Here is a 22,642-nt window from a genome sequence, read left to right on the forward strand (position 1 = left end):
CCTATAAACTTACCGCTTGATGAGTAAATAGACTGGATAGCTCACAATAATGAACCCAATGGCATACATGCTGCTCGAAAAATCGCCAATGACAACGCCCACCAAAAAGGCCAGCGAAGCCATCAGCAGAGCCCAGGTTGAGAACGGATAACCCCAGGCACGCACTGGTCTGGCTAGATTCGGTTCTGTCTGCCGCAGGCGGATCAAAGCCGCAAATGCTGAAGCATAACAAAGCACGAAGAAGAACGTCGCAATATCTGAAAGCTTGCCGTAGGTATTGGTCAAAATCATCAGAACCGATGCGCCAGCCGTTAGCATGGTCGCATTCATGGGAGTACCACCTGCATTGACCTGATTCACAAACCGAAAGAACAAACCGTCGCGACCCATGGCGAAAATGACGCGGGGATTAAACATGATCTGTGCGTTTATGATGCCCATAATCGAGATCATCAGCAGAAACGTAACGACCTGTGCGCTACCGGGACCAAACAGGAGTTGAACGGCATCGGCGGCTGGGAGCTTGGAGCCTGCCAGCATAGATACAGGCAATACATACAGCAGGGCTAGATTGACAAGGATATAAATGCCAATAATCAGCAGTACCCCACTAATCATCGACCGGGGCAAATTCCGGCTTGGGTCAACATCTTCTTCCGTAAAGTAAGCGGCTGTATGCCAGCCGTCGTAGGTATAGAAAACCGACTGGAGGGCAGCCAGAATACCCAACCATACACCCCCTTCGGCCAACGGGCGAATCGTAGATGCGGCCAGAGTAGGTTCTTTAGGGGTCACGGTAAAGCATACAATGACGAAGGCTAGTAGCCCAACGGCTTTCAGTACGCTCATGACTTCCTGTGCCCGACTGGCCAGTCGGACGCCTATCGAGTGAAAGGCGACAAAAAGAGCCAGGATGCCAATGGCAATGGTTTTTTGGTAGGCAATGGCTGAAGGAAACAGCAGGGCTGTGTACTCGCTCATGACAGCCGCCCCAAAAGCCATGGCCGATACACTCCCCAGCCAGCTACTGATACCGATAATAAACCCAGCGTAATTGCCGAAGGCGCGATGCGCAAACACATACCACCCGCCCGCTTTGGGCAACATAGTGCCTAACTCCATTACCGACAGTGACCCCGCCAGGGCATAGGCACCCACAATCAACCAGACCGCAATGATAAGCGTCGGGTCGCCAATGTCCTGGGCAATTGGACCGGGCTTCCGTAAGATACCCGTACCGATGGTTCCGCCGATGGTTACCGCAACGCCAAAGCCGACGCCTAATAATTTCTTGAGTTGATTCTGGGCCATAGTGATACGGGGGCTATTTACGGTAGTCGGTTTACAGGGGCTGGCATAAGATCGCTTCGCGCTACCACAAAACCGCATACGATAAACCGAATACCTGATTTACAATGATAGCGAAAACTTTCTTCGCTCGGTCAGGCATATGCATCAAACGGGCTTCAACGCTGTTTTTTCGTAAGTTTGTCGGTATGAGAATCTTGCTTACACATCCAGCTGTTTTGGTTTTTGTGGGGGGAGGGGCGGGAAGCCTACTACGATACTGGGCGGGCCGGCTGATTCCAGCTACACTTATCGGGCCGTCGTTTCCCAATGCCATTTTGTTTGTGAATGTAGTGGCCAGTTTTGTCCTGGGTGCCGTGGTTGGCTGGGTAATCAATCGGTCGGCGGGCGACGAAATGCGGTTATTGATAGGGGTTGGATTTTGTGGTGGACTCAGTACATTTTCCAGTTTCAGCTACGATACGGTCGTTCTGCTGCAAAATGGCCGCTTTGCCGCAGCGCTGCTTAATGTCGGTTTAAATATCCTGCTTTGCTTGTTAGCTTCGGCCGGAGGATTGATGCTTGGGAAAGGTATATAAACATGAAACACCTATACATCGCAATTATTTTATTATCACTAATGAGTTCAGCCCTTCAGGCACAGGATATAGCGCGTCGGTTGTTCGATGCCCATGACACGTTCAAAGAAAAAGCCCTTACCCATCGTCGATTCAAACACGCCGATATTGTCCCCTTGCTGAATGCTCTGGGAAAACCCTTATCGGTAAGTCCGGTTGGCGAGTCGCTGGAGAAACGGACGATCTATGCAGTAAAGGCCGGGACAGGGGCAACAAACATACTTTTATGGAGCCAGATGCATGGTGATGAGGCTACGGCTACCATGGCCCTGTTTGATATTTTCAACTTTCTTCAGGCTAAAAATGACGGTTTCGACGAGCTTCGGCAGTCCATTCTGAGCCAGATGACAGTTCATTTTGTGCCGATGCTCAACCCCGATGGCGCCGAGCGGTTTCAACGCCGAACAGCCACCGATATCGATATGAATCGGGATGCGCTTCGTTTACAGACGCCCGAAGGGGCCTTGTTGAAACAGCTGCAACAAACGCTGAAACCTCTGGTGGGTTTCAACCTGCACGATCAGAGTCCGCGTTATAGCGTTGGTAAAACGGGAAAGCAGGCTGTCGTGTCGTTTTTGGCGACGGCTTACGATGAAGATCGGAATGTGAACGATGTTCGCCAACGCTCTATGCAGTTGATCGTGGGTATGAACCGGGTGTTGCAACAGTTTATTCCCGGACAAATTGCCCGATACGACGATGAGTTTGAACCACGTGCCTTTGGCGATAATATCCAGAAGTGGGGGACAACCCTGATTCTGATTGAATCGGGAGGCTACAAGGGCGATTCGGAAAAGATGGCGATTCGACGGCTGAACTTTGTGGCTATTTTAACGGCGCTGAAGGAGATTGCCGATGGGTCGTATAAGCAGGAACCCATTGCCGATTACCAGGCTATTCCTGAAAATGGCCGTGCGTTGTTCGATGTACTGATTCGAAACGCAACTGTCATGCGCGAAGGTCGCCCGGTTATGGTCGATATCGGAATCAATCATAATGAGGTTAGTGATGGAGCCGCCCGAACATTCCAGTACAAAAGCGTAGTTGAAGACATCGGCGACTTATCGACCTTCTACGGTATCGAAGAGATTGATGCGACTGGATTAACGCTTGTTCCGGCTAAAATTTATCCCGAAACGCTGGATACGGCTACTGATCTGGCTAAACTGGATTTACCTGCCTTACGACGCGATGGAATTCTTGTCTTCAAGATTCGAAAATCCAGTAAGAAAGAGTTTCCTGCACAGCCGGTTCATCTACTGTATGAAGGTGACTTACCGGCTCAGCCGCTTCAACTCGAACAGATACCTACGTTTCTGCTGAAAAAAGGAGATCAGCTACAGTATCAGTTTGTAAATGGGTTCTGGAAAGAAGTGCCGTCCAGTGCTGGTAGCCCACAAAATGGCGTGATTGACTGACGCATTGAATAAGTATAATTCAAGCGTAATACTAGGGTAATGTTGGGGTAACAACTGCGGGGTAGATTTGTCCTGTAGTCGGTTGGCTAATTTCCGCTAAGCCATTCTATACATTTTCATATTGGTGTCGCATGAAAGGCCAGGGCTTTGCGCTGGCTTTTTTCTTTGCCTTACCGCCAAACCTTCGAAATAGACCGAAAACACCCATTGTGGCCTGGTCAGGGGAAGTTCATTCAACAGTATAAACCTGTTTCCTGAAAAAAATAAAACGCCCGACTCACAAAAGTCGGGCGTTTTGATTAGTCTGAAAACGCCGATTAGAAATTGAACCGGGCTCCCAGTTGCATTTGCCAGCGTGAACTGAGCGGATCGATGGAGTAAGGAGCTGATGGGCGCGACCAGGTAAAGGTGGGGTCGCCCGTTGCTGGGTTCGTTGCCCGACTAAGCCCAATTGATGCTGTCGAGTTGAATGTATTGGGCGAGAAGTAGTAGTAGCCCAGTTTCTTGTCCAGCAAGTTCAGGAAGTTGATGATGTCGTAGCTAATCTGGATCGACTGACGGCCTTTCAGCTTAAACTCGTGCAGGAAACGCAGATCCATCGTATTGTTCCAGGGGGTACGACCGCCATTCCGCTCGGTGAACGTTCCTTTACGGGTTTTCAAATATGGATCGGATTCAACAAAGGCCATAAAGTCGGTAGCCTGCGAACCTGTTGGCAGTAGTTTCTGGGCTTCGGCCAGGTCGCGTGGAATATAGGCCAGACTGTTAGCCTGACCCGTACCGTCAATTGTTGAGTTTACGTACCCCCATGAGAACGGCGCTCCCGATTGCAGCGAGTAGAACAGCGTAACCGTAGTGGCATTGCGTGGATTCCAGACCTGGCGGTAGTTGACCGTACCCACAATCCGATGACGAATATCGAAGTTTGAGTATGCCAGTTGCGGATCGTTTGGGGTAAGAGACTGGTTCAACTGCCAGTTCGATTCCATTGAGTTACGAATACCGTTAGTGAGGTCGAATGACTTCCCGTAGGTGTAGGCCGTTGAGAAACCGAAGCCCATCGGGAAGTTCCGCTGAATCTGGCCAGTCAGGCTATAGCGATAGCCTTTGTTGGTGTTCGTCAGCATGTAGGCATTGGCGAAATTGTTGTCGATGCGTTGCGCTCCGGCGGTTCCGTTGCTGGCTACATAAATAGGCTGTTGTTGCTGGGTATCGTAGCTGTAGTATCGAACCACATCTTTGGTATTGACCTGCATAAATTTGAGGTCATTGATCACTTTAGTGTACAACCCTTCAACCGTGAACTTATAACCACCTATTGTATAATCGACCGCAATGTTGTTACGGAACATCTGGGGCATCTTGAAGTTGTTATCGATCAGGTCGACCTGCGTACGGGTTACACCACCATTGGCCGGATTGTTGTTGATAAGCAGCCCACCGTTCGGAATCAGCGGATCGCCAACCAGCTTGGTTGCGGCCGTAGCGTTGTTGTTGAAGTCATACGCGCCATAGCCAACTCCGTTGTTGTAGAAGGCATACCCTAACCAGGCAAACGGAACCCGACCTGTAAACAACCCGGTACCACCGCGAATGATCAGACTCTTGTCGCCTTTGGCATCGATGGTAAAGCCTAAGCGGGGCGAAATCTGAGCATTATTCAGATACGAATTAGTGATCTGGTTCAGCGGGGTGTAGGTGTAGGTTTTGCCGTAGTTGGCAACGTCACCCGCCGAAGCCGTTACCTGCGAGCTAAGGGTTGGCTTTTTAGGCAGTCCCGTGTAATCCACACGGATACCTGGCGACAGTTTGATGCGGTCTGTTAGCTGGATGTCGTCTTGTAAATACAGGCTCAGCAGGTTTACGTTGAAATGAGCGTAGGGATTGTCGAATTGCTTTTGCAGATCGTTGGTGGCATCGCCAAAGGGATAGCTGCCCCGTACCCGGTTCGGCAATTTGGCCAGAAATTCATCCACTGATCGGTACGAAATCCGTCCGTTGGGCGAGTTGACAAACCCGTAATCAATCGTATACAGCTCATTGTGGGTGCCCAGCGTGAAGGTATGCTTGCCTGAATAGAAGGTAAAATTGTCGGTTACCTCAAACGTTTTCTGACGGAGATTGAACACAGACGCTTCCCGGTCGTTCCCTAAGAAGATTGTACCCCCATTGTACGCAATTTCAACCTGTGGGAAGGTCCGAACATTGGAAAGCGTGTTGCGAAAGTCATGAACACTCGAATAACCAACGATCAGGCTGTTGGAGGCCCGGCCACTGAACTGGGTTTTTAACTCAGCAACAGTGCTGGTCTGGTTGTTCGATTGTTTGAAGTCGATGCTACCAAAGCGGAAGTTAGCCGCATCACGTTCCAGATTCGTTGCTTCCGAAAATACCGTATTATTCCGAATGGTCAACTGGTTTTTGTCGTTGATATTCCAGTCGAGTCGGTTAAAGAATTTTGTGCTGTTGGAATAGATCGAATAGTTGCCAAACGAACCAGCGTCAAGGCCATAGTTCGTTTTTACGAAATCGCTGATCTGCTGGGCGACCGCTGCATCTTTAATCAACGAGCTGGGCGTGCCTGCCTGAAACTGAACGGGGTCTTGACGGCGGGTGATTTCTTCGTTTGTAAAGAAGAATAGTTTGTTTTTGATGATGGGGAAACCAACCCGAACACCCGTCTGGTATTCATAAAAGGAACTGGGGAGCTTTTCTTTCGCATCCGAAGCACCATTCCACGAACCTGTCAGCGTAGCATTCCGACCAAAGCCGTATACGGAGCCCGTTACCTCGTTCGTACCGCTCCGGGTAACTGCGTTTACTGAACCACCGAGAAAGTTACCAAGCCGAACGTCGAATGGAGCTACTGCCACCTGAATATCCTGAATAGCATCCAGGCTAACCGGGTTGGTGCGGGTACTGGAACCGGGTTGCCCCGACGTTCCGGTTGAGCCACCCAGCGAAGGGCTGAAGCCAATGGCATCATTGTTGATCGCTCCGTCGATGGTTACATTATTGTACCGGAAGTTGGTACCAGCAAACGAGTTGTTGTTATTGGCCTGGGGCGAAAGCCGGGTCATATCGGTCAGGCTGCGCGAAATAGTGGGTAACCGACGAATGGCTTCGCTGTTTATGCTACTGCCTGCTCCCTGGCGTTCACCTTCACGGCTGCCTTTTATCACAACTTCGGTCAGTTGAGCACTGGCATCCTGTAGCGTCAGATTCAGATTGGTGGTTTCACCCAGCCGAAGCACGACATCCGATATGGTTTCAGTATTGTAGCCCACATATGTGACAACCACCTGATAAGGGCCTCCGGCATTCATATTATTGATTCGGAAACGACCTTCAATATCCGTTACAGCTGCATACTTAGTGCCGGTTGGCGTATAAACAGCCTGTACGGTAGCGCCTGGTAAGACTTCTTTTTTTGCGTCGGTGATAAGGCCGCTAAGACCACTGGTAGTAACCTGCGCCCAGGATACAGAAGCAGTGGCGATGAAAACTATTAATACTAATAAGGTAGATACGATTGACTTCATTTGCGAAAGCGCATTGATTTCGGTGCAAAATTCATGGAAATCAGCGCGCTACGTGTTAAGCAAATGTTATGATGCCAATAGGCATAGTTAAGAATTTGTTAAGAAAGACTTCTAATGCATAATCTGTTGGTTATATACGCTGGACAAGGTGCCCAGGCTGATTTAGAATTCAACTAAAAATTAATCGGTTGATTTTGTTACCTATTGTAAACAGCCTCGTCTAATACTCGACTAAATCGATGAACTTTTAGGCTGTTTTCCAGCGTTCGGCATTAAACTTGTAACAGCTTCTGGTATTAAATGAAAAAATGAAATATTTAATACGAAGTTGGATTAGTTTTTGGCTGGTTGTGAATGACTTAGTAATTTGGTGCCTTGCAATACTCAAAGTGCTTTTCTGTAACTCCCTAATATATACGTTTACCCACTAACTACCGTAACAATGATTTCCAAAAAGGCTAAATATGCTATCAAAGCCCTTAAAGTATTGACCGAAGAGTACGGAAAAGGCCCTGTACTAATTTCTTATATTTCGGCTAAAGAAAATATTCCGAAAAAGTTTCTGGAAGCCATTCTGCTTGAACTTCGTAACCACGGTATTCTACAAAGCCAGAAGGGCAAAGGAGGAGGGTATCTTCTACGCGTCGATCCGAGTCGTGTCAATCTGGCACAGGTGTTACGCGTTATCGATGGCCCCATTGCGCCAACTCCCTGCGTGTCGTTTAACTTTTATGTAAAATGCGACGACTGTGATGATGAGGTGACCTGTGCACTGCGCCCAATTATGGAGCGCGTTCGGGATGCGAATCTGAGTGTGTACGAAAATACGTCGCTGTTGACGTTCCAGGTGGCAGGAACTGTCGAAGCCGTTGGGGACGCTAGCCCCGAGCTTGTTGAAGCGTCAAAATAAACTGTTAAACATAGAGTAGGGGTAACGGAGTTGTTAAGTTTGATGGCTCCGTTACCCCTACTCTATGTTTAACAAGATTGTTCTTCTATTCTTCAGCTGGCTGGTGTTCTTTCCGCAGCAAGTCGTTAACCGTTTTTACCGGGTTAAACGTAATCAGCGGAACTTCTACAAAAATGGTATTCCAGTTGGCCATAGCGCCATTCCACAGACCCGGCAGTTCCTGCGCTTTCAAGTCTTTCCCGTCTTTCGATTTTGCCGTAATGAAGCCTGTCAGTGGATCGCGGTAAGCGGGCAGATCATATTTTTTGCCATGGCGATCGTTCAGTCCACAAACTAAATCGACAGGGTTGAAGTGCGTCGCTTCGTCAAAAATGGCTTTTTGGGCTGGGTCAGCCAGATCAATCTGGGCCGATTCAACCACTTGCAGCGAAACGGATCCATCCTGATTTCGGGCCCAGAACGGTCCGCCACCGGGTTCACCAACATTTTTCACCATGCCACATACGCGCACAGGCCGATCTAGCTTCCGCCGGAAATAGGCTACTTTCTCTTCGTTTGATAAGCTGTCAAACCCGTCAGGAGGGAGTGTGAACAAGGTTCGTCGGAACAATTCATCGGCTTCGGCCAGATACCCATCGCTTACGTCTTCAGCGTCCAGAAGATCCTGTAAACGAGCAATCTGCTGTTGGGCATCGAGCAATACAGCGGCCAGTACTTTTTTATAGGTAATGGTTGGCTCCTTAATTTCATCCGGTACCACATTGTCGATGTTCTTGATAAACACAATGTCGGCATGAATATCGTTGAGGTTCTCGATCAAAGCGCCATGCCCCGCCGGACGGAACAATAATGAACCATCGGCATTGCGGAACGGCGAATTATCCATATTGACCGAAATGGTATCGGTCGATTTTTTCTGTTCCGAGAACGAAATATCGAAGGTTACCCCCAACCAGGCCTCATAATCTGCTTTTTGCTCCTCAATGAGTTGTTCGAAGCGAGAGCGGTGTTCGGGCGACACGGTAAAGTGAATTTTTACCAGGCCATCGGCGTTGGCGTAGGCGGCTCCTTCAACCAGATGCTCTTCTACTGGAGTACGCGGGCCATCGATATACTGGTGAAACTTGAGCAACCCTTTTGGCAGACTCCCATAATCCAGCCCTTTGTCGGTCAGCAGATAGGTCAGTATGGTTTTTCGATCGTTGTCGGCCACCGCTTTGTCCAAATCCAGACCATCGGTTGCCATAGCCGCTTTTAGGTCTTCATAGAATGCGAAATCCGTAAGGCGGGTAAAGACTTCATCAACCGATTTGTCGGACTTACCATCCAGAGCAGCAAACAATGACTTAAACATCCGGGTAGCGGCCCCCGACGCGGGTACAAATTTGACCAGATCACGCTCATGGGTTGCGGCATCAAAACGGTGAATATAAGCCGTTATCTGGTCGTCGGGTACACGAACGATGCCATCGCCAATGGTAGCGGCCTTAATGACATTCAGGTATGGAAAGCCCTCTACGAAGTGCTGTATTTGCTGGTCAATCTGGTCGAGGGTTACCCCTTGTACCAGAATCTGGTCCTGGTCCTGCTCAGTAAACTGCATAGCAATAAGATGAAATAGCGTTTAGAACGTTGGCAAATTGCGGATTTCGATAATAGGACGCAAATCAATTTATTGCAAAAACACATAAATAAATGCCAATTTTGCACGCCCTAAGTCATTTCTTCATCACGAACCTTTGCCAGGCTCTAAACTAATACATTGCCATGAAACTAATTGCTTTCGATGCCGACGACACGCTTTGGGTTAATGAACCCAACTACGTAGATGTGAAGCAAAAGCTATGTGATCTGCTGGCGCACCATATTGATGAGGAGACACTCTCAAGCCGATTTTATGAAACTCAGATGCGAAACATGAACCTGTTTGGATACGGAGCAAAGAGTTTTATTTTGTCGATGATCGAAACGGCGATTCAGCTAACCGATGGTGCTATAACAGGTTCTGAAATTCAGCAGATTATTGATACCGGACGCCAGCTTATCGACTACCCGATTGATGTGCTGGATGGCATCCCTGAGGTGCTGGAAACACTTTCCAAAAACTTTGACCTGATGCTGCTGACCAAAGGCGATCTGTTCGATCAGGAGAGTAAAATTGCGCGTTTGGGCCTGGGGCATTATTTCAAGCACATGGAAATCGTTTCGGAAAAGAATGAGCAGGCCTATCAGCGCGTATTGCAGAAATACAATGTAAAGCCAGCCGACTTTATCATGATTGGCAACTCGTTAAAGTCCGACATTCTACCTGTCGTTCATATCGGCGGACACGCCATCCACATTCCATATTCCATCACCTGGATTCATGAGCGGGTGGAAGACGAACAACTGGTCGGTAAATCATTTACTACGCTGGAAAGCGCCCGTGAGCTACTGGCTTTGTTCTGAGGAATGGCGCTTGTCGTATCGCACGAGGGCTTCAACCAGAACATCGTCGGCCAGATTCTGCGAATGGGCCGCAATAAAGTCGGCGAGTTCGCGCCCCATATCGGGTAACACCCGGCTGAGTGAATACTCGGTAGGAATGATAAAACGGGGCCGATCACCTGCTTTTTGTAGGTAGAAATCTTTTGATAAAATGTATTTTCCATCGAATCGGTCTTCAGGAGGGGTACGTCTGGTGTACAGTTTGCGGTCAATCGGTCGAAGCTGCTTACTCCAACGGCAAAACAATTTTGTAGCACCATCATACAGAACTTCGTAGTAAGTAACTCGCTGTATACCCAATACTTTGTAAGGATCGCTAATGAACCGACGACCTTCGAACAAAAACTCATCGGGTAAAGCCTGTACTATGCCTACGGAATCGCTTAGCCCGCAATAAATCTGATCGACAACCAGGTTATAAGCAATGGCAGCAGGCACCTTATACTGATTTCTATACACCAGATAGCCATAGTGCCAGATCTGGTCGTTCAGATAAGGTGTTCCTAAATACGTAGGTGAATACCAGGTAGACCTGAAATTTTCTACAGTAATTAATCGACCTTTTTCATCCTGCGTAATAACCCGATACGGACGTTGGCCCTGGGCAAAACTCATGTTCTGACAAACTATACAGACCACGATGCTGAATAGATAGGCGAAGCGTTCCATGCCTGTGGTAGATGGTAGTTGCTATAACGTTCTGAGCGAATATAGTTGCTAAACCAGCTATAGGTTAGGACGTTAAGAGAGAATAGTTAAAATTAATCTCTTTTAAATGCAGATTTTTAGGCTTCTTAATAGAAGCTTATTCGATAAAATATTGGTCTGCATCTAGATTGGCTGGAAATTTCTGCCGAAATGCCTGTAAATCATCCAGGGAAATCGTTTGCTGATGAGCGATTTCGGTATCGGTATGGCGGGCAAGTACTTCCCCTTTAAAGTCAATGATGGCTGAGTCGCCCGAGTAGGGGTGGCCGTTTCCATCGATACCCACGCGATTGACGCCCGCTACATAGGCCAGATTTTCGATAGCTCGTGCCTGCAATAGCGTATTCCAGGGGGCTCGACGAACGGCTGGCCAGTTGGCTACATACAGGAGCAAGTCATAAGCAAACTCATGGGATTGGCCATCGGTGTTCCGGCTCCAGACCGGAAACCGAAGATCGTAGCAGACAAGCGGACAGATTCGCCAGCCTTTCCATTCTTTGATAATCCGACGAGTTCCAGCCGTATAAATTTTTTCTTCGCCCGCCATGCGGAACAGATGCCGTTTGTCGTAGGTATCGAACTGCCCATCGGGCTGCATCCAGACGAGCCGATTGAAGAACTTACCTCCTTCCTTTACCACATAACTTCCCGTTACTACAGCACCCGTTTGTGCCGCCATCTGCTTAAGCCAGCGGAAGGTGGTCAGGTTCATAGGCTCTGCTACAGAAGCGGCATCCATTGTGAAGCCCGTCGTAAACATTTCGGGCAATACGATCAGGTCACTAGGCTCGGTGAGGTTAAAAATACGCTCCTCCAGCATGGCGCGGTTCGCTACCGGATCTTGCCAGTATAAGTTGGTTTGGAGGAGAGAGATATTCATAGTAGAATGTACAAGGAACAATGTAGAATGGACGATTAGCAACCAACCTAATTGTCCATTCTACATTCTACATTACTTTGGAAACTTCATTTTATACTCCGCGTCGGTTTTGCCTTTTGAGATATCGGCCAGTTTTTTCTTGATGAGCGTCCGGCGGATAGGAGGTAGGTAATCGGTAAACAGTTTGCCTTCCAGGTGGTCGTACTCGTGCTGAATAATTCGGGCCGCCATGCCATCGTATTCTTCTTCGTGTTCGTTCCAATCGGTATCAAAATAGCGAATAACGACAATTTCAGGTCGGAACACTTCGCCCCGAATACCTGGAATACTCAGACAACCTTCCTCAAAGCCCCAATCGTCGCCCGCTTCTTCAATAATTTCAGGATTGATAAATACTTTTTTGAAATCAATCAGGCTTTGGTCAATTTCTTCTTCGGGCTCGCCTTCATTCATTGGGGAGCCATCGACCACAAACATCCGAATACTTTGCCCAATCTGTGGGGCCGCTAAGCCAACACCCGAAGCCGCGTACATGGTTTCGAACATATTCTCGCTCAACGTTTTTACGTCAATGCTACCGGGTTCAATGTCTTTAGCCCGCTTCCGTAAAACGGGGTCGCCATAGGCAATTATTGGGAGTATCATAAATTTAATGAATAATGGATAATGGATAATGAAAAACGTCTACAGGAAGTATTATGTATTATCCATTTTTCATTATCCATTATTCATTACTTTTTGCTTTCCATGTACGATTGTAGAATGATGGCGGCACTTACTTTATCGATGTTTCCTTTCTCGCGTCGGTCCTTTTTGGTACTTCCTCCGGCAATCATGGCCTGCAAGGCCATTACTGAGGTGAACCGTTCGTCGTGCCAGTGGACCGGAATATCGGGGAATGCGTTCTGCAAATGCGTCACAAACTTCCGAACCCGGGCGGTATTGTCGGTATCGGCACCATCTAGTCCTTTGGGCAAGCCCACTATATAAGCTTCGACGGGTTCGCGCTGCGTATAGGCCTTTAAAAACTTTAATACTTCGTGGGAAGGCACCGTTTCCAACGCCGAGGCAATTAATTGCAGGGGGTCAGTAACGGCTATACCCGTTCGCTTCGAACCGTAATCGATCGCTAATAGTCTTGCCATTTCGGTAACAAAGGTACGAAGGTTGATGGCAGGGTGCAAGAAGCGCGGGGCAGGGATAGCAGGGCACTCTACGCTTTCCAATCTATACTAACCCCTGCTCCAGGCCCTCCCTGCCACTTCTCCACATCGGCCCACGTATCCAGATCGATGGTACCTAGGTCAAAAGCCACTTCGGCACAATCATCCGCATGTTGTTGTATGAGCTTACGGGCACCTACATCGCCGGAGAGTTGCATAAACGTCGAGCGGTAGCTTATTGAAAATAAGGCGGGTACACCTAAATGATCAGGGTTGCCATACCGGCATGCAACGATTCCTTTGCCGGTCTGTTGCTGGGTATTAATAACCTTTTGCAGTAAATCAACCGTAACGAAGGGCTGGTCGGTCAGGAGAACCAGGAAGGATTCTATTGAGGTGTCGGTCAGACTAGTCAAGCCAGCGTGTAAAGAAGAGGCCAACCCCTCCTGCCAGTTCGGATTGGTTACTAGCTGAACGGGTAGATGCTGAATTACAGGCTGAATGAGCGATTGGTTGGCGCCCAAAACGACAATAACTGGCCCGGCCTTTAGCGATAATGCGGTTTGAACAATACGTTGAATCAGTGACGTACCGTCCTGTGTCAATAACTGTTTCGGCTGACCTCCGAGTCGGTTAGAAGCACCCGCTGCCAGGATGATTGTGGCGAGACTCATGCGTCCAGGCCTACTGTACCCGCACCGATGTCTTCTAAATCAATCGACGTACCGAGTCGGCCATAACCGGCGGCATTGCCCGAAACTCGTTCATGAATAGGGCCTGATTTGTCTTTCAAAAAACTGCCGGTTCGTCGGGTGAAGAACGCTTTTATTTCGGCAATAATGGAAAGCGCAATTTCGTCCGGAGTTTCAGCGCCCAGATCCAGACCAATCGGCGAATGAACGCGATTTAATTGAGCTTCCGAGAACGATAACCGATCTTTAGCAAATTCGTCCTGCATTTTGTCGAACCGTTTGCGGGGGCCCAGCATACCAATATAGGGCACTTCGGTTTTAAGAAGCTCCTGCAATACCGCTCGGTCGTAGTTGAAGTTATGCGACATCAGTACCGCTGCCGTGCGATCCGAAATGGTCAGTTGATCGAGCACCACCTGTCGGTCGGCATACAGAACACAGGTGGCGGCCGGGAATCGTTTAGGCGATAGGTGAGCAATGCAGTCGTCGGTAACGGTTACCTGCCAGCCTATTTCACGAGCGAGTTTGGCTACGGGAATCACATCGTATCCTGCCCCAAAAATGACTAATTCGATGCCCGGATCGATGCGTTCTATAAATACTTCGACAGTTTCCAGCCCAACTGTATAGCCTTTTGTCAATGGTTTCCCCAGATCGAAGACCTCTTCCATATCGGGCTTAAGCCAGGTCGGTACAGAGTCATCGGCTAGTCCTGTCAGCACAAACCGATTGCCAGGGAGTAATGTAGTGCCATCACTTTTCAGAATGGTGGCTAAAGCTCGGACATCACGTTTCTGGGCAAATTCCTTCAGAAACGCGATTGGGTTTTGGGGATTCGTAGGTTGAATCGGTTCGATCAGTACGTCGATAATGCCGTTGCAGCCTAACCCTACTCCAAAGCTGTTAGCCCCATCGTCCATGGTATCGTAAGTAACCACAATGGGTTGCCCATCGAGCATTACCTGTCGGGCTTTCCGTAGCGCATCGCCTTCCAGACAACCGCCACTGATCGCTCCTTCCCAACGCCCGTCGTCCGTAATGAGCATACGGGCGCCCGGACGCCGATACGAAGACCCTTCGACCCAGACAACAGTTGCCAAAGCGGCTTTCCGCTGCGAAAAGTCAATCTGCTCAAAAACGTCGACGATACGGGTTATTTCCTTCATAATGTAGGGTGTTCTGTTTACGGTAGCTGACGAGAACAATATAGCCGGGTCAGCTACCGTAAATTGCAATCGATTATACCTTCTCTAAATCAAACGGTAACGTACGAATTCGCTTGCCCGTGGCGGCAAAGACAGCGTTGGCCAGTGCAGGAGCCAGAGGAGGCAAACCCGGTTCGCCAACGCCTTTGATCGTCGGTCCGCCTTCGGCCAGAATATGTACCTCAACTTCAGGCATTTCCTGGATACGCAGCATTCGGTTCGCGTCAAAATTTGTCTGTACCGTCCGACCGTTGGCGAAGGTAATGCCATCTTTGGTAGCGGCAGTCAGGGCCATCGCAATAGCGCCTTCTACCTGCGCTTTTACGGTATCGGGGTTCACGACTGTACCGAGGTCAATGACGCAATAGACTTTGTCAACGGTGATGCCGCCCGATTTGTTTTTCGAGACTTCGACCACCTGACCGGCTAATCCAGCGAAAAACTCCCACTGAGCTACACCCCGGCCTTTTCCCTCAGGCAGCGGCTTATCCCAACCCGAAACCGCTTTCAGTTTAGTCATCATCCGCCTGGCGTCGGTATCCTTCGTTAGCAAGCTTAATCGGAACGCCATTGGGTCTTTCCCGGCTTTGTGGGCCATTTCGTCCAGAAAGCACTCGTGCGCAAAGGCAACCGTCGAACTAGTTACCGAACGCCAGTACGTGAGCGGAATATGAATGTCTGAATGGACGTAGCGAGTACGTAGGTTCGGAATCTCATATTTCTGCTCGCCCGTTCCTTCGAGCATGGTGCCGTCGGGTTTGGTTTTGTCGTATTTCTCACTCATCGTCGCGTCGATAGAGGGGGAAATAACCTTGTGCTGGAACGCAATGGCTTTCCCGTCGGCTGATAAGGCTCCGCGCATGGCTGAGAATGTGAGTGGGCGGAAAGGTCCCAGGCTTGTATCATCTTCGCGGGTCCAGACAACTTTTACGGGTTTGCCAACCGTTTTCGACAACAGAGCCGCTTCGGTAGCAAAATCCTGCGTGAGTCGACGGCCAAAACCGCCACCATTGAACATGACATGCACCGTAACATTATCGGGTGATACCTTCAACACCTTCGCAACCTCATCTTTTACCAGATCGCCCCCTTGCGTCGATACCCAAAGCTCAATTTTGTCGTCTGACTGGTAATGAGCCAGCGCGTTCATCGGCTCCATGGGGGAGTGGCTCACCATAGGAGTTTCATAGAACGCTTCCAGTTTGGTTGGGGCTTCGGCAAAGGTTATGTCAAAATCGCCTGTGTTATGACCCACTACACCCTCTGCCTTCTCCAGATGACGAAGGCTTTTTTCGTAGTCGGCCGAGTTGAAGGTATCATGATGCTGATGGTCCCACTGCACCTTGAGTGCTTTCCGTCCCTGTAAGGCAGCCCAGTACGTATCGGCCAGAACGGCAACGCCTTCGTAACGGTTTTTGCCCATGATCCGCTCTACTTTCACCGCTTTCTGAACCCCTTTTACGTTCAGGGCTTGGGCCGCATCGAAGCTAACGAGTTTACTACCCAGCACCGGACACCGTTCGATAGACGCGTAGAGCATTCCCGCTATTTTAGCATCCATTCCAAACTTCGCCTGACCATTTACCTTCGGCGGTACATCGGGCCGGGGAATCGACTTGCCCAGCATCGTGAACTGTTTCGGGTCTTTCAGCTTCGGCTCTTTCGGTACAGGAAGTTTGGCCGCTGTTTCGGCCAGTTGCCCGTAGGTGAGTTTTTTGCCTGATGGTTTGTGAATTACCGTCGCATTTTCAGCGTAACATTCCTCGACGGGCACATTCCATTGATCGCTGGCGGCTTTGATGAGCATCTCGCGGGCTGAGGCTCCCACTTTTCGCATCTGCGTATAGCCACCCCGAATGGAGCCGCTGCCACCCACCGCCTGCGACCACATACCACCATATTTTTTTTCTCCACCCGTTTGCCGGATAATGACTTTATCCAGTGGTACTTCCAGCTCTTCGGCAATCAGCGCGGGCACCGACTGATAGGTTCCCTGTCCAATTTCGGGACGGGGGTTCATAAGGGTAATTTGCCCCGATTTGTCGATCAGTACGTAAGGAGTAAGTTCGGCCGTTTCAGGCTGGGCCAGTCCAGGCTGGGCACTCAGGTTATGTACCGGGCTGGCCAGCAGATCGGTGCCCGATAGGCCCAGCGCAAACGTAGCCCCAGTCAGTCCGGCTGCTTTCAGAAAAGCCCGACGGGACGGGTTCGATTCAGATTGTTTCGGGTTATGGCTCATCGTTCACCGATTTTAGGGGCTGATTTGGGTAGTTTGGGCGCCGATGTCATCTCGGCCGATGCCGTATGAATGGCCTGACGAATCCGATTGTAGGTACCACAGCGGCAAATATTCCCCTGCATAGCGGCATCAATATCCGCATCGGTTGGCTTGGGCGTTTGTTTCAGCAGGGCCAGTGCCGACATGATCTGGCCTGACTGGCAATAACCACACTGCGGCACCTGATGCTCGATCCAGGCTTTTTGAATCGGGTGGTCGCCATTCTTCGAGATACCTTCGATGGTCGTGATTTTATGACCTGCTGCCGCCGAAACCGGGAAGCTACAGGAACGGATCGGGTTGCCATCAAGATGTACCGTGCAGGCACCGCATTGGGCGATACCACAGCCGAATTTGGTGCCCGTTAGTCCGACAACATCCCGAATGGCCCATAGTAAGGGCATTTGAGGATCAATGTCCAGCGTATGCACCTGATTATTAATCGTTAGCTTTACCGCAGCCATAACGAATAAAGATAGGGTTTGAAAACTTGTTTATAGACGGAAAGATACAAATTATAGCTGAAACCTGCTCCGTTTTATAGATACATGGTTTATTGGGGGGATAGATAGTAATTGTTGTGCCCATGGAGTTGCCAAAATGACGGAAAGCGTTTTAACTTTCCCCATGACTTTTGCTGAACAATTAACGACCTACTTCCAGACCGTTGCCGAAGAGTGCATTTTAGGCCTTTCGCTCGATTGTGTTATCTTTGGTTTTCATGATACACGGCTGAAAGTTTTATTGCTACGCTGGAAAGACACAAACGAGTGGTGTCTGCCGGGTGGGTTTATTTATAAGGAAGAATCGGTTGATACAGCTGCCGAACGTGTATTGCGCGAACGTACCGGATTAGACCAGATTTATCTCCAACAGTTTCATTTGTTTGGCGAAGCCGTTCGGTACGACTGGCAGGATACCTGGCAGCGACAGCAAATCCCTTTTTCATTTGGCAGTCGATGGCCGAAGCGGACCATATCGGCAGGCTATTACGCGCTGGTCGATTATACAAAAGTGACGTCAACCACCGATTTTATGTCGGACGAGTGTAATTGGTGGGATGTCAGTGAATTGCCATCAATGCTTTACGATCATCGGAATATTGTTGATGTAGCGCTTAAAACGATTCGGCTTCAACTTAACTGGCAACCCATTGGATTGAATCTGATGCCCGAAAAGTTCACTATCCCCGAACTACAACGACTATACGAAGCCGTACTGGGCCGGACACTGGATGCCCGTAATTTTCATAAAAAGATAACCGGCTTAAATATTCTAAAACGACTGGACGAACGCCGTACGGGTGGTGCCCATAAATCACCTTACCTCTACCAGTTCGATGAAGAAAACTACCAGAAAGCGCTCATCAACGGGAGCTTGATTTTTATCTGACCTGTCTTGCATGGCTACTCTTATCTAATTCGTAACCTGATCGGGCCAACATTAACGCACGCTGCGCAGTTGTTTTCAGGAATACAACAATTGATTCTATGGATATAAATGCAAATCCTGCGCAGGAATTAGGGCTTGGTGTGATCGGAATGGGAGGATTCGGTTTGTTTGCCGTTCAACAGTTTTTGCAGGTTGGTTTTCCTGACGGACTTCATGCAAAGCTGGTTGCCATTGCCGGATCGAAGCGAGAAGAAGCCGTCACGGTTGCAAAACGGTTTGGGGCAGAACAGGTTGGCAGTCTGGAGGAACTGGTCAATCATCCTGGTGTCGATATTGTTTACATCGCTACACCCCCTTTCCTGCATTACGAGCAGGCTATGCTGGCGCTGAATGCGGGCAAGCATGTGATCTGTGAGAAACCGCTGGCCATGAATCCAGAGCAAGGGCAGGAAATGATTGATACGGCCCGGCGAAAAGGGTTACTGATGGTAACCAACCTGATGCAGCGGTACAATCCGATGTTTGCCCGAGTCAAGCACCTGATCGATAAAAAGATCCTGGGGGAGTTTCTACATGGGTATTTTGAAAATTATGCAGGGGATGAAGGGCTGTCGCCAGAGCATTGGTTTTGGGACCGGAGCAAAAGTGGCGGCATTTTTATTGAACATGGCGTACATTTCTTCGACATGTTCGCCGGGTGGCTTGGCGAGGGCACCATAAAAGCGGCTCAGGTGATAAAACGACCGAACAGCAACGATATTGAGGACCAGGTGCAGGCAACAGTCGAGTATGGAGATGATGAAAGCGGCCGTAAACTGGTCAACTTTTACCACGGATTTACCCAGACCGGCCGGATGGATCGTCAGGAAATGCGCCTTCTCTTCGAACGTGGCGATATTACCTTGTTTGAATGGGTGCCGACCCGGATGATTATGCGGTGTGTAGTCGATGAAGAAACGACTCGTGCGTTGATGGATTTATTTCCGGGCGCTCAGTTGAATGTTACGGCTAATATTGGCGGAAAGGACAGACCCTTGCGGGGCCGGCACAAAACCTTCGATGCCTATCAGCAGATCGAGCTTCGATTCGGATTTGGCGACGAAAAGCAGCACATCTACAGCGAATTACTCCGGCTCATGTTTCGCGATCAACTCCGAGCTATTCAGTATCCGGGTTCGCACCGTATTATTCAGGAAGAGAACGGCCTGGAATCGCTGAAAACCGCAATGATCGCTGATCAACTGGCGCGTAGATGAGATAACCCGCTAATGATTAGGTATTTTTAGTTATTAAAAAATTTAAAAAACTTATCCATATGTACTGGAAGGTGGTGCGAACTGGCTAAATTTTTGCGACATTTGCGGCTGCTAAACCATCTTTCTCCGCATAACGCATGATCACGGAGTCAACTATTCTCGACAATCCAGACGGCTTGTTGTCGGGTACATCACCCTCAGGTGGCCCTATTCAATCGGCCATCACGTATGAAAAAATTCCAACCCATATCTACGCCGATGCCAAAGATGCCTCGCGAGCCGTGGCGCAGGAAATTGCTGATTTGATTCGCCAGAAGCAAAGTGAAGGAAAACCCTGCATATTGGGACTGGCAACCGGCTCATCGCCCAAAACAGTCTATGCTGAGCTGATTCGGATGCATCGGGAAGAAGGGCTGAGTTTCCGTAATGTGGTGTCATTCAATCTGGATGAATACTACCCTATGGAACCTGATTCGATCCAAAGCTATTGGCGGTTTATGCGAGAGCAGTTATTCGATCATGTCGATATTCCGCAGGGCAACTACCATGTTCCTGACGGTACCCTTCGGACGGATAAGGTAGCGGAGTTTTCGAAACAGTACGAAGCGGCTATTGAAGCAGCTGGTGGGCTGGACTTTCAGTTATTGGGTATCGGTGGTAATGGTCACATTGGTTTCAACGAACCGGGGTCGCTTATTAACTCGCATACCCGTTTGATGATGCTCGACAACTCAACCCGGGCTGCTGCGTCGGTCGATTTTGGTGGCCTGGCCAAAACGCCCCGGAAAGCGATTACAATGGGGGTGGCGAGTATTTTGAGTGCCCGTCGGGTGGTACTGCTGGCCTGGGGCGAACGAAAAGCACCCGTTATTCGGGGTGCCGTAGAAGGATTGGTGACCGAACTGAACCCGGCATCGTATCTGCAGACACATCCAAACGCATTGTTTGTGATTGACGAAGCGGCTGCGTCGGAGTTGACCCGTATGAAGACACCCTGGCTGGTGGATTCGGTTGTCTGGGACAACAAAATGAAGAAAAAAGCCGTCACCCATTTGTCGTTGACGTTAGGCAAGCCCGTTCTGAAACTGACCGACCGGGATTATAACGATAATGGAATGAGCGACCTGCTGGCGCAGTATGGTCAGGCTTACGATATCAATATCGATGTTTTCAACCAGCTTCAGCATACCATTACGGGATGGCCCGGTGGCAAGCCTAATGCCGACGATACCAACCGTCCTGAACGGGCCTTACCGGCACATAAACGCTGTCTGATTTTCAGCCCGCATCCCGACGATGATATTATTTCGATGGGCGGCACCTTTCAGCGTCTCCGCGATCAGGGTCACGAAGTTCACGTAGGTTACCAAACGTCGGGCAACATCGCTGTGGCGGATGATGAAGCGCTGCGCTTTGCCGATTATGTCGTTGATTTTAACGCTAAGTTTGGTATCAATAGCCCTGAAGCTACCCGTATTTTCCATGATGCGGCCGCTTCCTTGCGCGAGAAGAAAGACAGTGAAGTCGATACCCCTGAAGTGCGCTACGTGAAAGGGCTTATTCGGATGGGAGAAGCTAAATCGACCTGTCGATTTGTGGGAATCCCCGTCGAGAATGCGCACTTTATGAACATGCCTTTCTACGAAACCGGAACGGTAGCCAAAAAGCCGATCAGTGAGGAAGATATTAAGATTACGATGGACTTAATTGAAAAAATTAAGCCGCATCAAATCTATGCGGCTGGTGATCTGGCCGACCCACATGGTACGCACAAAGTCTGTCTGGATGCTGTCATGGAAGCGGTTCGGCGTTTAAAGCATAAGAATTTCATGAAAGATTGCTGGGTGTGGCTCTACCGTGGTGCCTGGGCCGAGTGGGATATTCACGAAATCGAAATGGCGGTACCGATGTCGCCCGATCAGGTGATGAAAAAGCGGTTGGGTATTTTCAAACACCAGTCGCAGAAAGATGGCGTGGTTTACCAGGGCACCGATTCGCGGGAATTCTGGCAGCGGGCCGAAGAGCGGAACAGCGCAACGGCTGGTCTTTATAACCGACTCGGCCTTGCCGAATACGAAGCCATGGAAGCCTTTGTCCGCTGGCGGTTTTAAGTCAATAAAGTTTTTAATAAAAAGCCCCTCACTGCAAAAGGAGGGGCTTTTTTATGCTCGCGGTAATAAATGCTGTAACTACACCCAGAGAGGAGCCTTATCCGCCTGCTTCCTGGCTTGGGTGACCTCTATCGTAAGACCGATTACCGTCAGCACGTAAAGCACAGAAACAAGTAGCGGAAGCAGGGTAAAGCGGAGGCCAGGAAGTGTGTACCAGCAGGCAACTACAACGATTGTTCTGAGCAAGGCATGTAACTGGCACGCTTTACTGTCATATAGCCAGCCAATAATAGGCCAGTGTATACTCATGCCAATTGCCAGACACAAGGGTACTAGTGATTTATCGATGCTGCTAGCCGGGATAATGATTCCCCAGCTCAGCATCATGGAAAAAAGTGCGTAGGGAATAAGCCCTGCCAACGGATTTTTTACCATCAAATTTGCTTTGAATGGCTTTTGTAAGGCAAGACCCAATGGGAAAAGTAAACCGCTGGTGCAGAAAGCCATGAGTGTCCATTGGCCCGGTTTTAAATAAAAACCGGCAACGGCTAAGGCCGCCCAGTAAATAGCACCCGCTATTGGTAATGAAATACCAGCGTTTGCACGGATAAGAAATTGACGTTTCTGATTGACTATTTCTTGGTTAAAATCCATGTGGTCCAAAAGCTCTATTAC

General features: G+C 49.3%; 19 protein-coding genes. 7 read left to right on the plus strand and 12 right to left on the minus strand.

Going from position 1 to position 22,642, the window contains the following annotated elements; translation table 11 throughout:
- Positions 1 to 9: 9 nt before the first annotated feature.
- A complete protein-coding gene (locus B5M13_RS00120; RefSeq protein WP_080053728.1) occupies positions 10 to 1,311 on the minus strand; it encodes an APC family permease in 1,302 nt (433 codons plus the stop codon).
- 185 nt (positions 1,312 to 1,496) lie between these two features.
- On the opposite strand from B5M13_RS00120, the gene crcB reads away from it, so the two are divergent.
- A complete protein-coding gene (crcB, locus tag B5M13_RS00125) occupies positions 1,497 to 1,886 on the plus strand; it encodes a fluoride efflux transporter CrcB (protein WP_080059732.1) in 390 nt (129 codons plus the stop codon).
- Between the two features lie 41 nt (positions 1,887 to 1,927).
- Positions 1,928 to 3,343, plus strand: a complete 1,416-nt coding sequence (locus B5M13_RS00130) for a M14 family zinc carboxypeptidase (RefSeq protein WP_080053729.1) — start codon at positions 1,928 to 1,930, stop codon at positions 3,341 to 3,343.
- Positions 3,344 to 3,660: 317 nt separating this feature from the next.
- Here B5M13_RS00130 and B5M13_RS00135 read toward each other — a convergent pair whose 3' ends face one another.
- A complete protein-coding gene (locus tag B5M13_RS00135; protein WP_080053731.1) occupies positions 3,661 to 6,885 on the minus strand; it encodes a TonB-dependent receptor in 3,225 nt (1,074 codons plus the stop codon).
- Positions 6,886 to 7,327: 442 nt separating this feature from the next.
- Between B5M13_RS00135 and B5M13_RS00140 the strand changes: the two genes are divergently transcribed.
- Positions 7,328 to 7,795: an RrF2 family transcriptional regulator gene (locus tag B5M13_RS00140; RefSeq protein ID WP_080053732.1), complete on the plus strand. Its 468-nt coding sequence runs from the start codon at positions 7,328 to 7,330 to the stop codon at positions 7,793 to 7,795.
- A gap of 85 nt (positions 7,796 to 7,880) precedes the next feature.
- On the opposite strand, the gene B5M13_RS00145 is transcribed toward B5M13_RS00140, so the two are convergent.
- Positions 7,881 to 9,398, minus strand: a complete 1,518-nt coding sequence (locus tag B5M13_RS00145; RefSeq protein WP_080053734.1) for a DUF4301 family protein — start codon at positions 9,396 to 9,398, stop codon at positions 7,881 to 7,883.
- Positions 9,399 to 9,562: 164 nt separating this feature from the next.
- On the opposite strand from B5M13_RS00145, the gene B5M13_RS00150 reads away from it, so the two are divergent.
- On the plus strand, positions 9,563 to 10,243 hold the full coding sequence (locus B5M13_RS00150; RefSeq protein ID WP_080053736.1) for an HAD family hydrolase: 681 nt from the start codon (positions 9,563 to 9,565) through the stop codon (positions 10,241 to 10,243).
- Here B5M13_RS00150 and B5M13_RS00155 read toward each other — a convergent pair.
- The 8 genes from B5M13_RS00155 to B5M13_RS00190 all read right to left on the minus strand — a co-directional run bounded on the left by B5M13_RS00155 (position 10,226) and on the right by B5M13_RS00190 (position 17,672).
- Entirely contained in the window at positions 10,226 to 10,951 is a 726-nt protein-coding gene (locus tag B5M13_RS00155; RefSeq protein WP_155297147.1) for a hypothetical protein, read from the minus strand. The genes B5M13_RS00150 and B5M13_RS00155 overlap by 18 nt on opposite strands.
- A 136-nt stretch (positions 10,952 to 11,087) precedes the next feature.
- Entirely contained in the window at positions 11,088 to 11,870 is a 783-nt protein-coding gene (locus tag B5M13_RS00160; RefSeq protein ID WP_080053738.1) for an amidohydrolase, read from the minus strand.
- A gap of 72 nt (positions 11,871 to 11,942) precedes the next feature.
- Positions 11,943 to 12,515, minus strand: coding sequence for a peptide deformylase (def, locus tag B5M13_RS00165; protein ID WP_080053739.1), 573 nt, complete (start codon positions 12,513 to 12,515; stop codon positions 11,943 to 11,945).
- An 86-nt stretch (positions 12,516 to 12,601) separates the two neighbouring features.
- Positions 12,602 to 13,015, minus strand: a complete 414-nt coding sequence (ruvX, locus tag B5M13_RS00170) for a Holliday junction resolvase RuvX (protein WP_080059733.1) — start codon at positions 13,013 to 13,015, stop codon at positions 12,602 to 12,604.
- Between the two features lie 68 nt (positions 13,016 to 13,083).
- Positions 13,084 to 13,707 (minus strand): nucleotidyltransferase family protein, encoded by a 624-nt coding sequence (locus B5M13_RS00175; protein WP_080053741.1) that lies wholly within the window; start codon positions 13,705 to 13,707, stop codon positions 13,084 to 13,086.
- Entirely contained in the window at positions 13,704 to 14,891 is a 1,188-nt protein-coding gene (locus B5M13_RS00180; protein ID WP_080053743.1) for an XdhC family protein, read from the minus strand. The genes B5M13_RS00175 and B5M13_RS00180 overlap by 4 nt, the downstream gene beginning before the upstream one ends.
- Positions 14,892 to 14,964: 73 nt before the next feature.
- A complete protein-coding gene (locus B5M13_RS00185; protein ID WP_080053745.1) occupies positions 14,965 to 17,169 on the minus strand; it encodes a xanthine dehydrogenase family protein molybdopterin-binding subunit in 2,205 nt (734 codons plus the stop codon).
- Positions 17,166 to 17,672 (minus strand): (2Fe-2S)-binding protein, encoded by a 507-nt coding sequence (locus tag B5M13_RS00190; RefSeq protein ID WP_080053746.1) that lies wholly within the window; start codon positions 17,670 to 17,672, stop codon positions 17,166 to 17,168. The genes B5M13_RS00185 and B5M13_RS00190 overlap by 4 nt, the downstream gene beginning before the upstream one ends.
- A 163-nt stretch (positions 17,673 to 17,835) precedes the next feature.
- Here B5M13_RS00190 and B5M13_RS00195 point away from each other — a divergent pair, with 163 nt between their 5' ends.
- The 3 genes from B5M13_RS00195 (at position 17,836) to nagB (ending at position 21,967) form a co-directional block, all read left to right on the plus strand.
- A complete protein-coding gene (locus B5M13_RS00195; RefSeq protein WP_080053748.1) occupies positions 17,836 to 18,600 on the plus strand; it encodes an NUDIX hydrolase in 765 nt (254 codons plus the stop codon).
- Positions 18,601 to 18,698: 98 nt separating this feature from the next.
- Entirely contained in the window at positions 18,699 to 19,856 is a 1,158-nt protein-coding gene (locus B5M13_RS00200; protein WP_080053749.1) for a Gfo/Idh/MocA family protein, read from the plus strand.
- A gap of 137 nt (positions 19,857 to 19,993) precedes the next feature.
- The gene (gene nagB, locus B5M13_RS00205) at positions 19,994 to 21,967 is read left to right on the plus strand and encodes a glucosamine-6-phosphate deaminase (RefSeq protein ID WP_080053750.1); all 1,974 of its coding nucleotides are present in this window, start codon (positions 19,994 to 19,996) and stop codon (positions 21,965 to 21,967) included.
- A 78-nt stretch (positions 21,968 to 22,045) separates the two neighbouring features.
- On the opposite strand, the gene B5M13_RS00210 is transcribed toward nagB, so the two are convergent.
- Entirely contained in the window at positions 22,046 to 22,621 is a 576-nt protein-coding gene (locus B5M13_RS00210) for a DUF7010 family protein (protein ID WP_080053751.1), read from the minus strand.
- Between the last annotated feature and the right edge of the window lie 21 nt (positions 22,622 to 22,642).

The sequence above is a fragment of the Spirosoma aerolatum genome (assembly GCF_002056795.1).
Taxonomy (GTDB): domain Bacteria; phylum Bacteroidota; class Bacteroidia; order Cytophagales; family Spirosomataceae; genus Spirosoma; species Spirosoma aerolatum.

What these genes read in the sequence shown, in the direction of transcription:
- B5M13_RS00120 (WP_080053728.1), bottom strand. Translation starts at nt 1,311, where the DNA reads ATGGCCCAGAATCAACTCAAGAAATTATTAGGCGTCGGCTTTGGCGTT.
- crcB (WP_080059732.1), top strand. Translation starts at nt 1,497, where the DNA reads ATGAGAATCTTGCTTACACATCCAGCTGTTTTGGTTTTTGTGGGGGGA.
- B5M13_RS00130 (WP_080053729.1), top strand. Translation starts at nt 1,928, where the DNA reads ATGAGTTCAGCCCTTCAGGCACAGGATATAGCGCGTCGGTTGTTCGAT.
- B5M13_RS00135 (WP_080053731.1), bottom strand. Translation starts at nt 6,885, where the DNA reads ATGAAGTCAATCGTATCTACCTTATTAGTATTAATAGTTTTCATCGCC.
- B5M13_RS00140 (WP_080053732.1), top strand. Translation starts at nt 7,328, where the DNA reads ATGATTTCCAAAAAGGCTAAATATGCTATCAAAGCCCTTAAAGTATTG.
- B5M13_RS00145 (WP_080053734.1), bottom strand. Translation starts at nt 9,398, where the DNA reads ATGCAGTTTACTGAGCAGGACCAGGACCAGATTCTGGTACAAGGGGTA.
- B5M13_RS00150 (WP_080053736.1), top strand. Translation starts at nt 9,563, where the DNA reads ATGAAACTAATTGCTTTCGATGCCGACGACACGCTTTGGGTTAATGAA.
- B5M13_RS00155 (WP_155297147.1), bottom strand. Translation starts at nt 10,951, where the DNA reads ATGGAACGCTTCGCCTATCTATTCAGCATCGTGGTCTGTATAGTTTGT.
- B5M13_RS00160 (WP_080053738.1), bottom strand. Translation starts at nt 11,870, where the DNA reads ATGAATATCTCTCTCCTCCAAACCAACTTATACTGGCAAGATCCGGTA.
- def (WP_080053739.1), bottom strand. Translation starts at nt 12,515, where the DNA reads ATGATACTCCCAATAATTGCCTATGGCGACCCCGTTTTACGGAAGCGG.
- ruvX (WP_080059733.1), bottom strand. Translation starts at nt 13,015, where the DNA reads ATGGCAAGACTATTAGCGATCGATTACGGTTCGAAGCGAACGGGTATA.
- B5M13_RS00175 (WP_080053741.1), bottom strand. Translation starts at nt 13,707, where the DNA reads ATGAGTCTCGCCACAATCATCCTGGCAGCGGGTGCTTCTAACCGACTC.
- B5M13_RS00180 (WP_080053743.1), bottom strand. Translation starts at nt 14,891, where the DNA reads ATGAAGGAAATAACCCGTATCGTCGACGTTTTTGAGCAGATTGACTTT.
- B5M13_RS00185 (WP_080053745.1), bottom strand. Translation starts at nt 17,169, where the DNA reads ATGAGCCATAACCCGAAACAATCTGAATCGAACCCGTCCCGTCGGGCT.
- B5M13_RS00190 (WP_080053746.1), bottom strand. Translation starts at nt 17,672, where the DNA reads ATGGCTGCGGTAAAGCTAACGATTAATAATCAGGTGCATACGCTGGAC.
- B5M13_RS00195 (WP_080053748.1), top strand. Translation starts at nt 17,836, where the DNA reads ATGACTTTTGCTGAACAATTAACGACCTACTTCCAGACCGTTGCCGAA.
- B5M13_RS00200 (WP_080053749.1), top strand. Translation starts at nt 18,699, where the DNA reads ATGGATATAAATGCAAATCCTGCGCAGGAATTAGGGCTTGGTGTGATC.
- nagB (WP_080053750.1), top strand. Translation starts at nt 19,994, where the DNA reads ATGATCACGGAGTCAACTATTCTCGACAATCCAGACGGCTTGTTGTCG.
- B5M13_RS00210 (WP_080053751.1), bottom strand. Translation starts at nt 22,621, where the DNA reads ATGGATTTTAACCAAGAAATAGTCAATCAGAAACGTCAATTTCTTATC.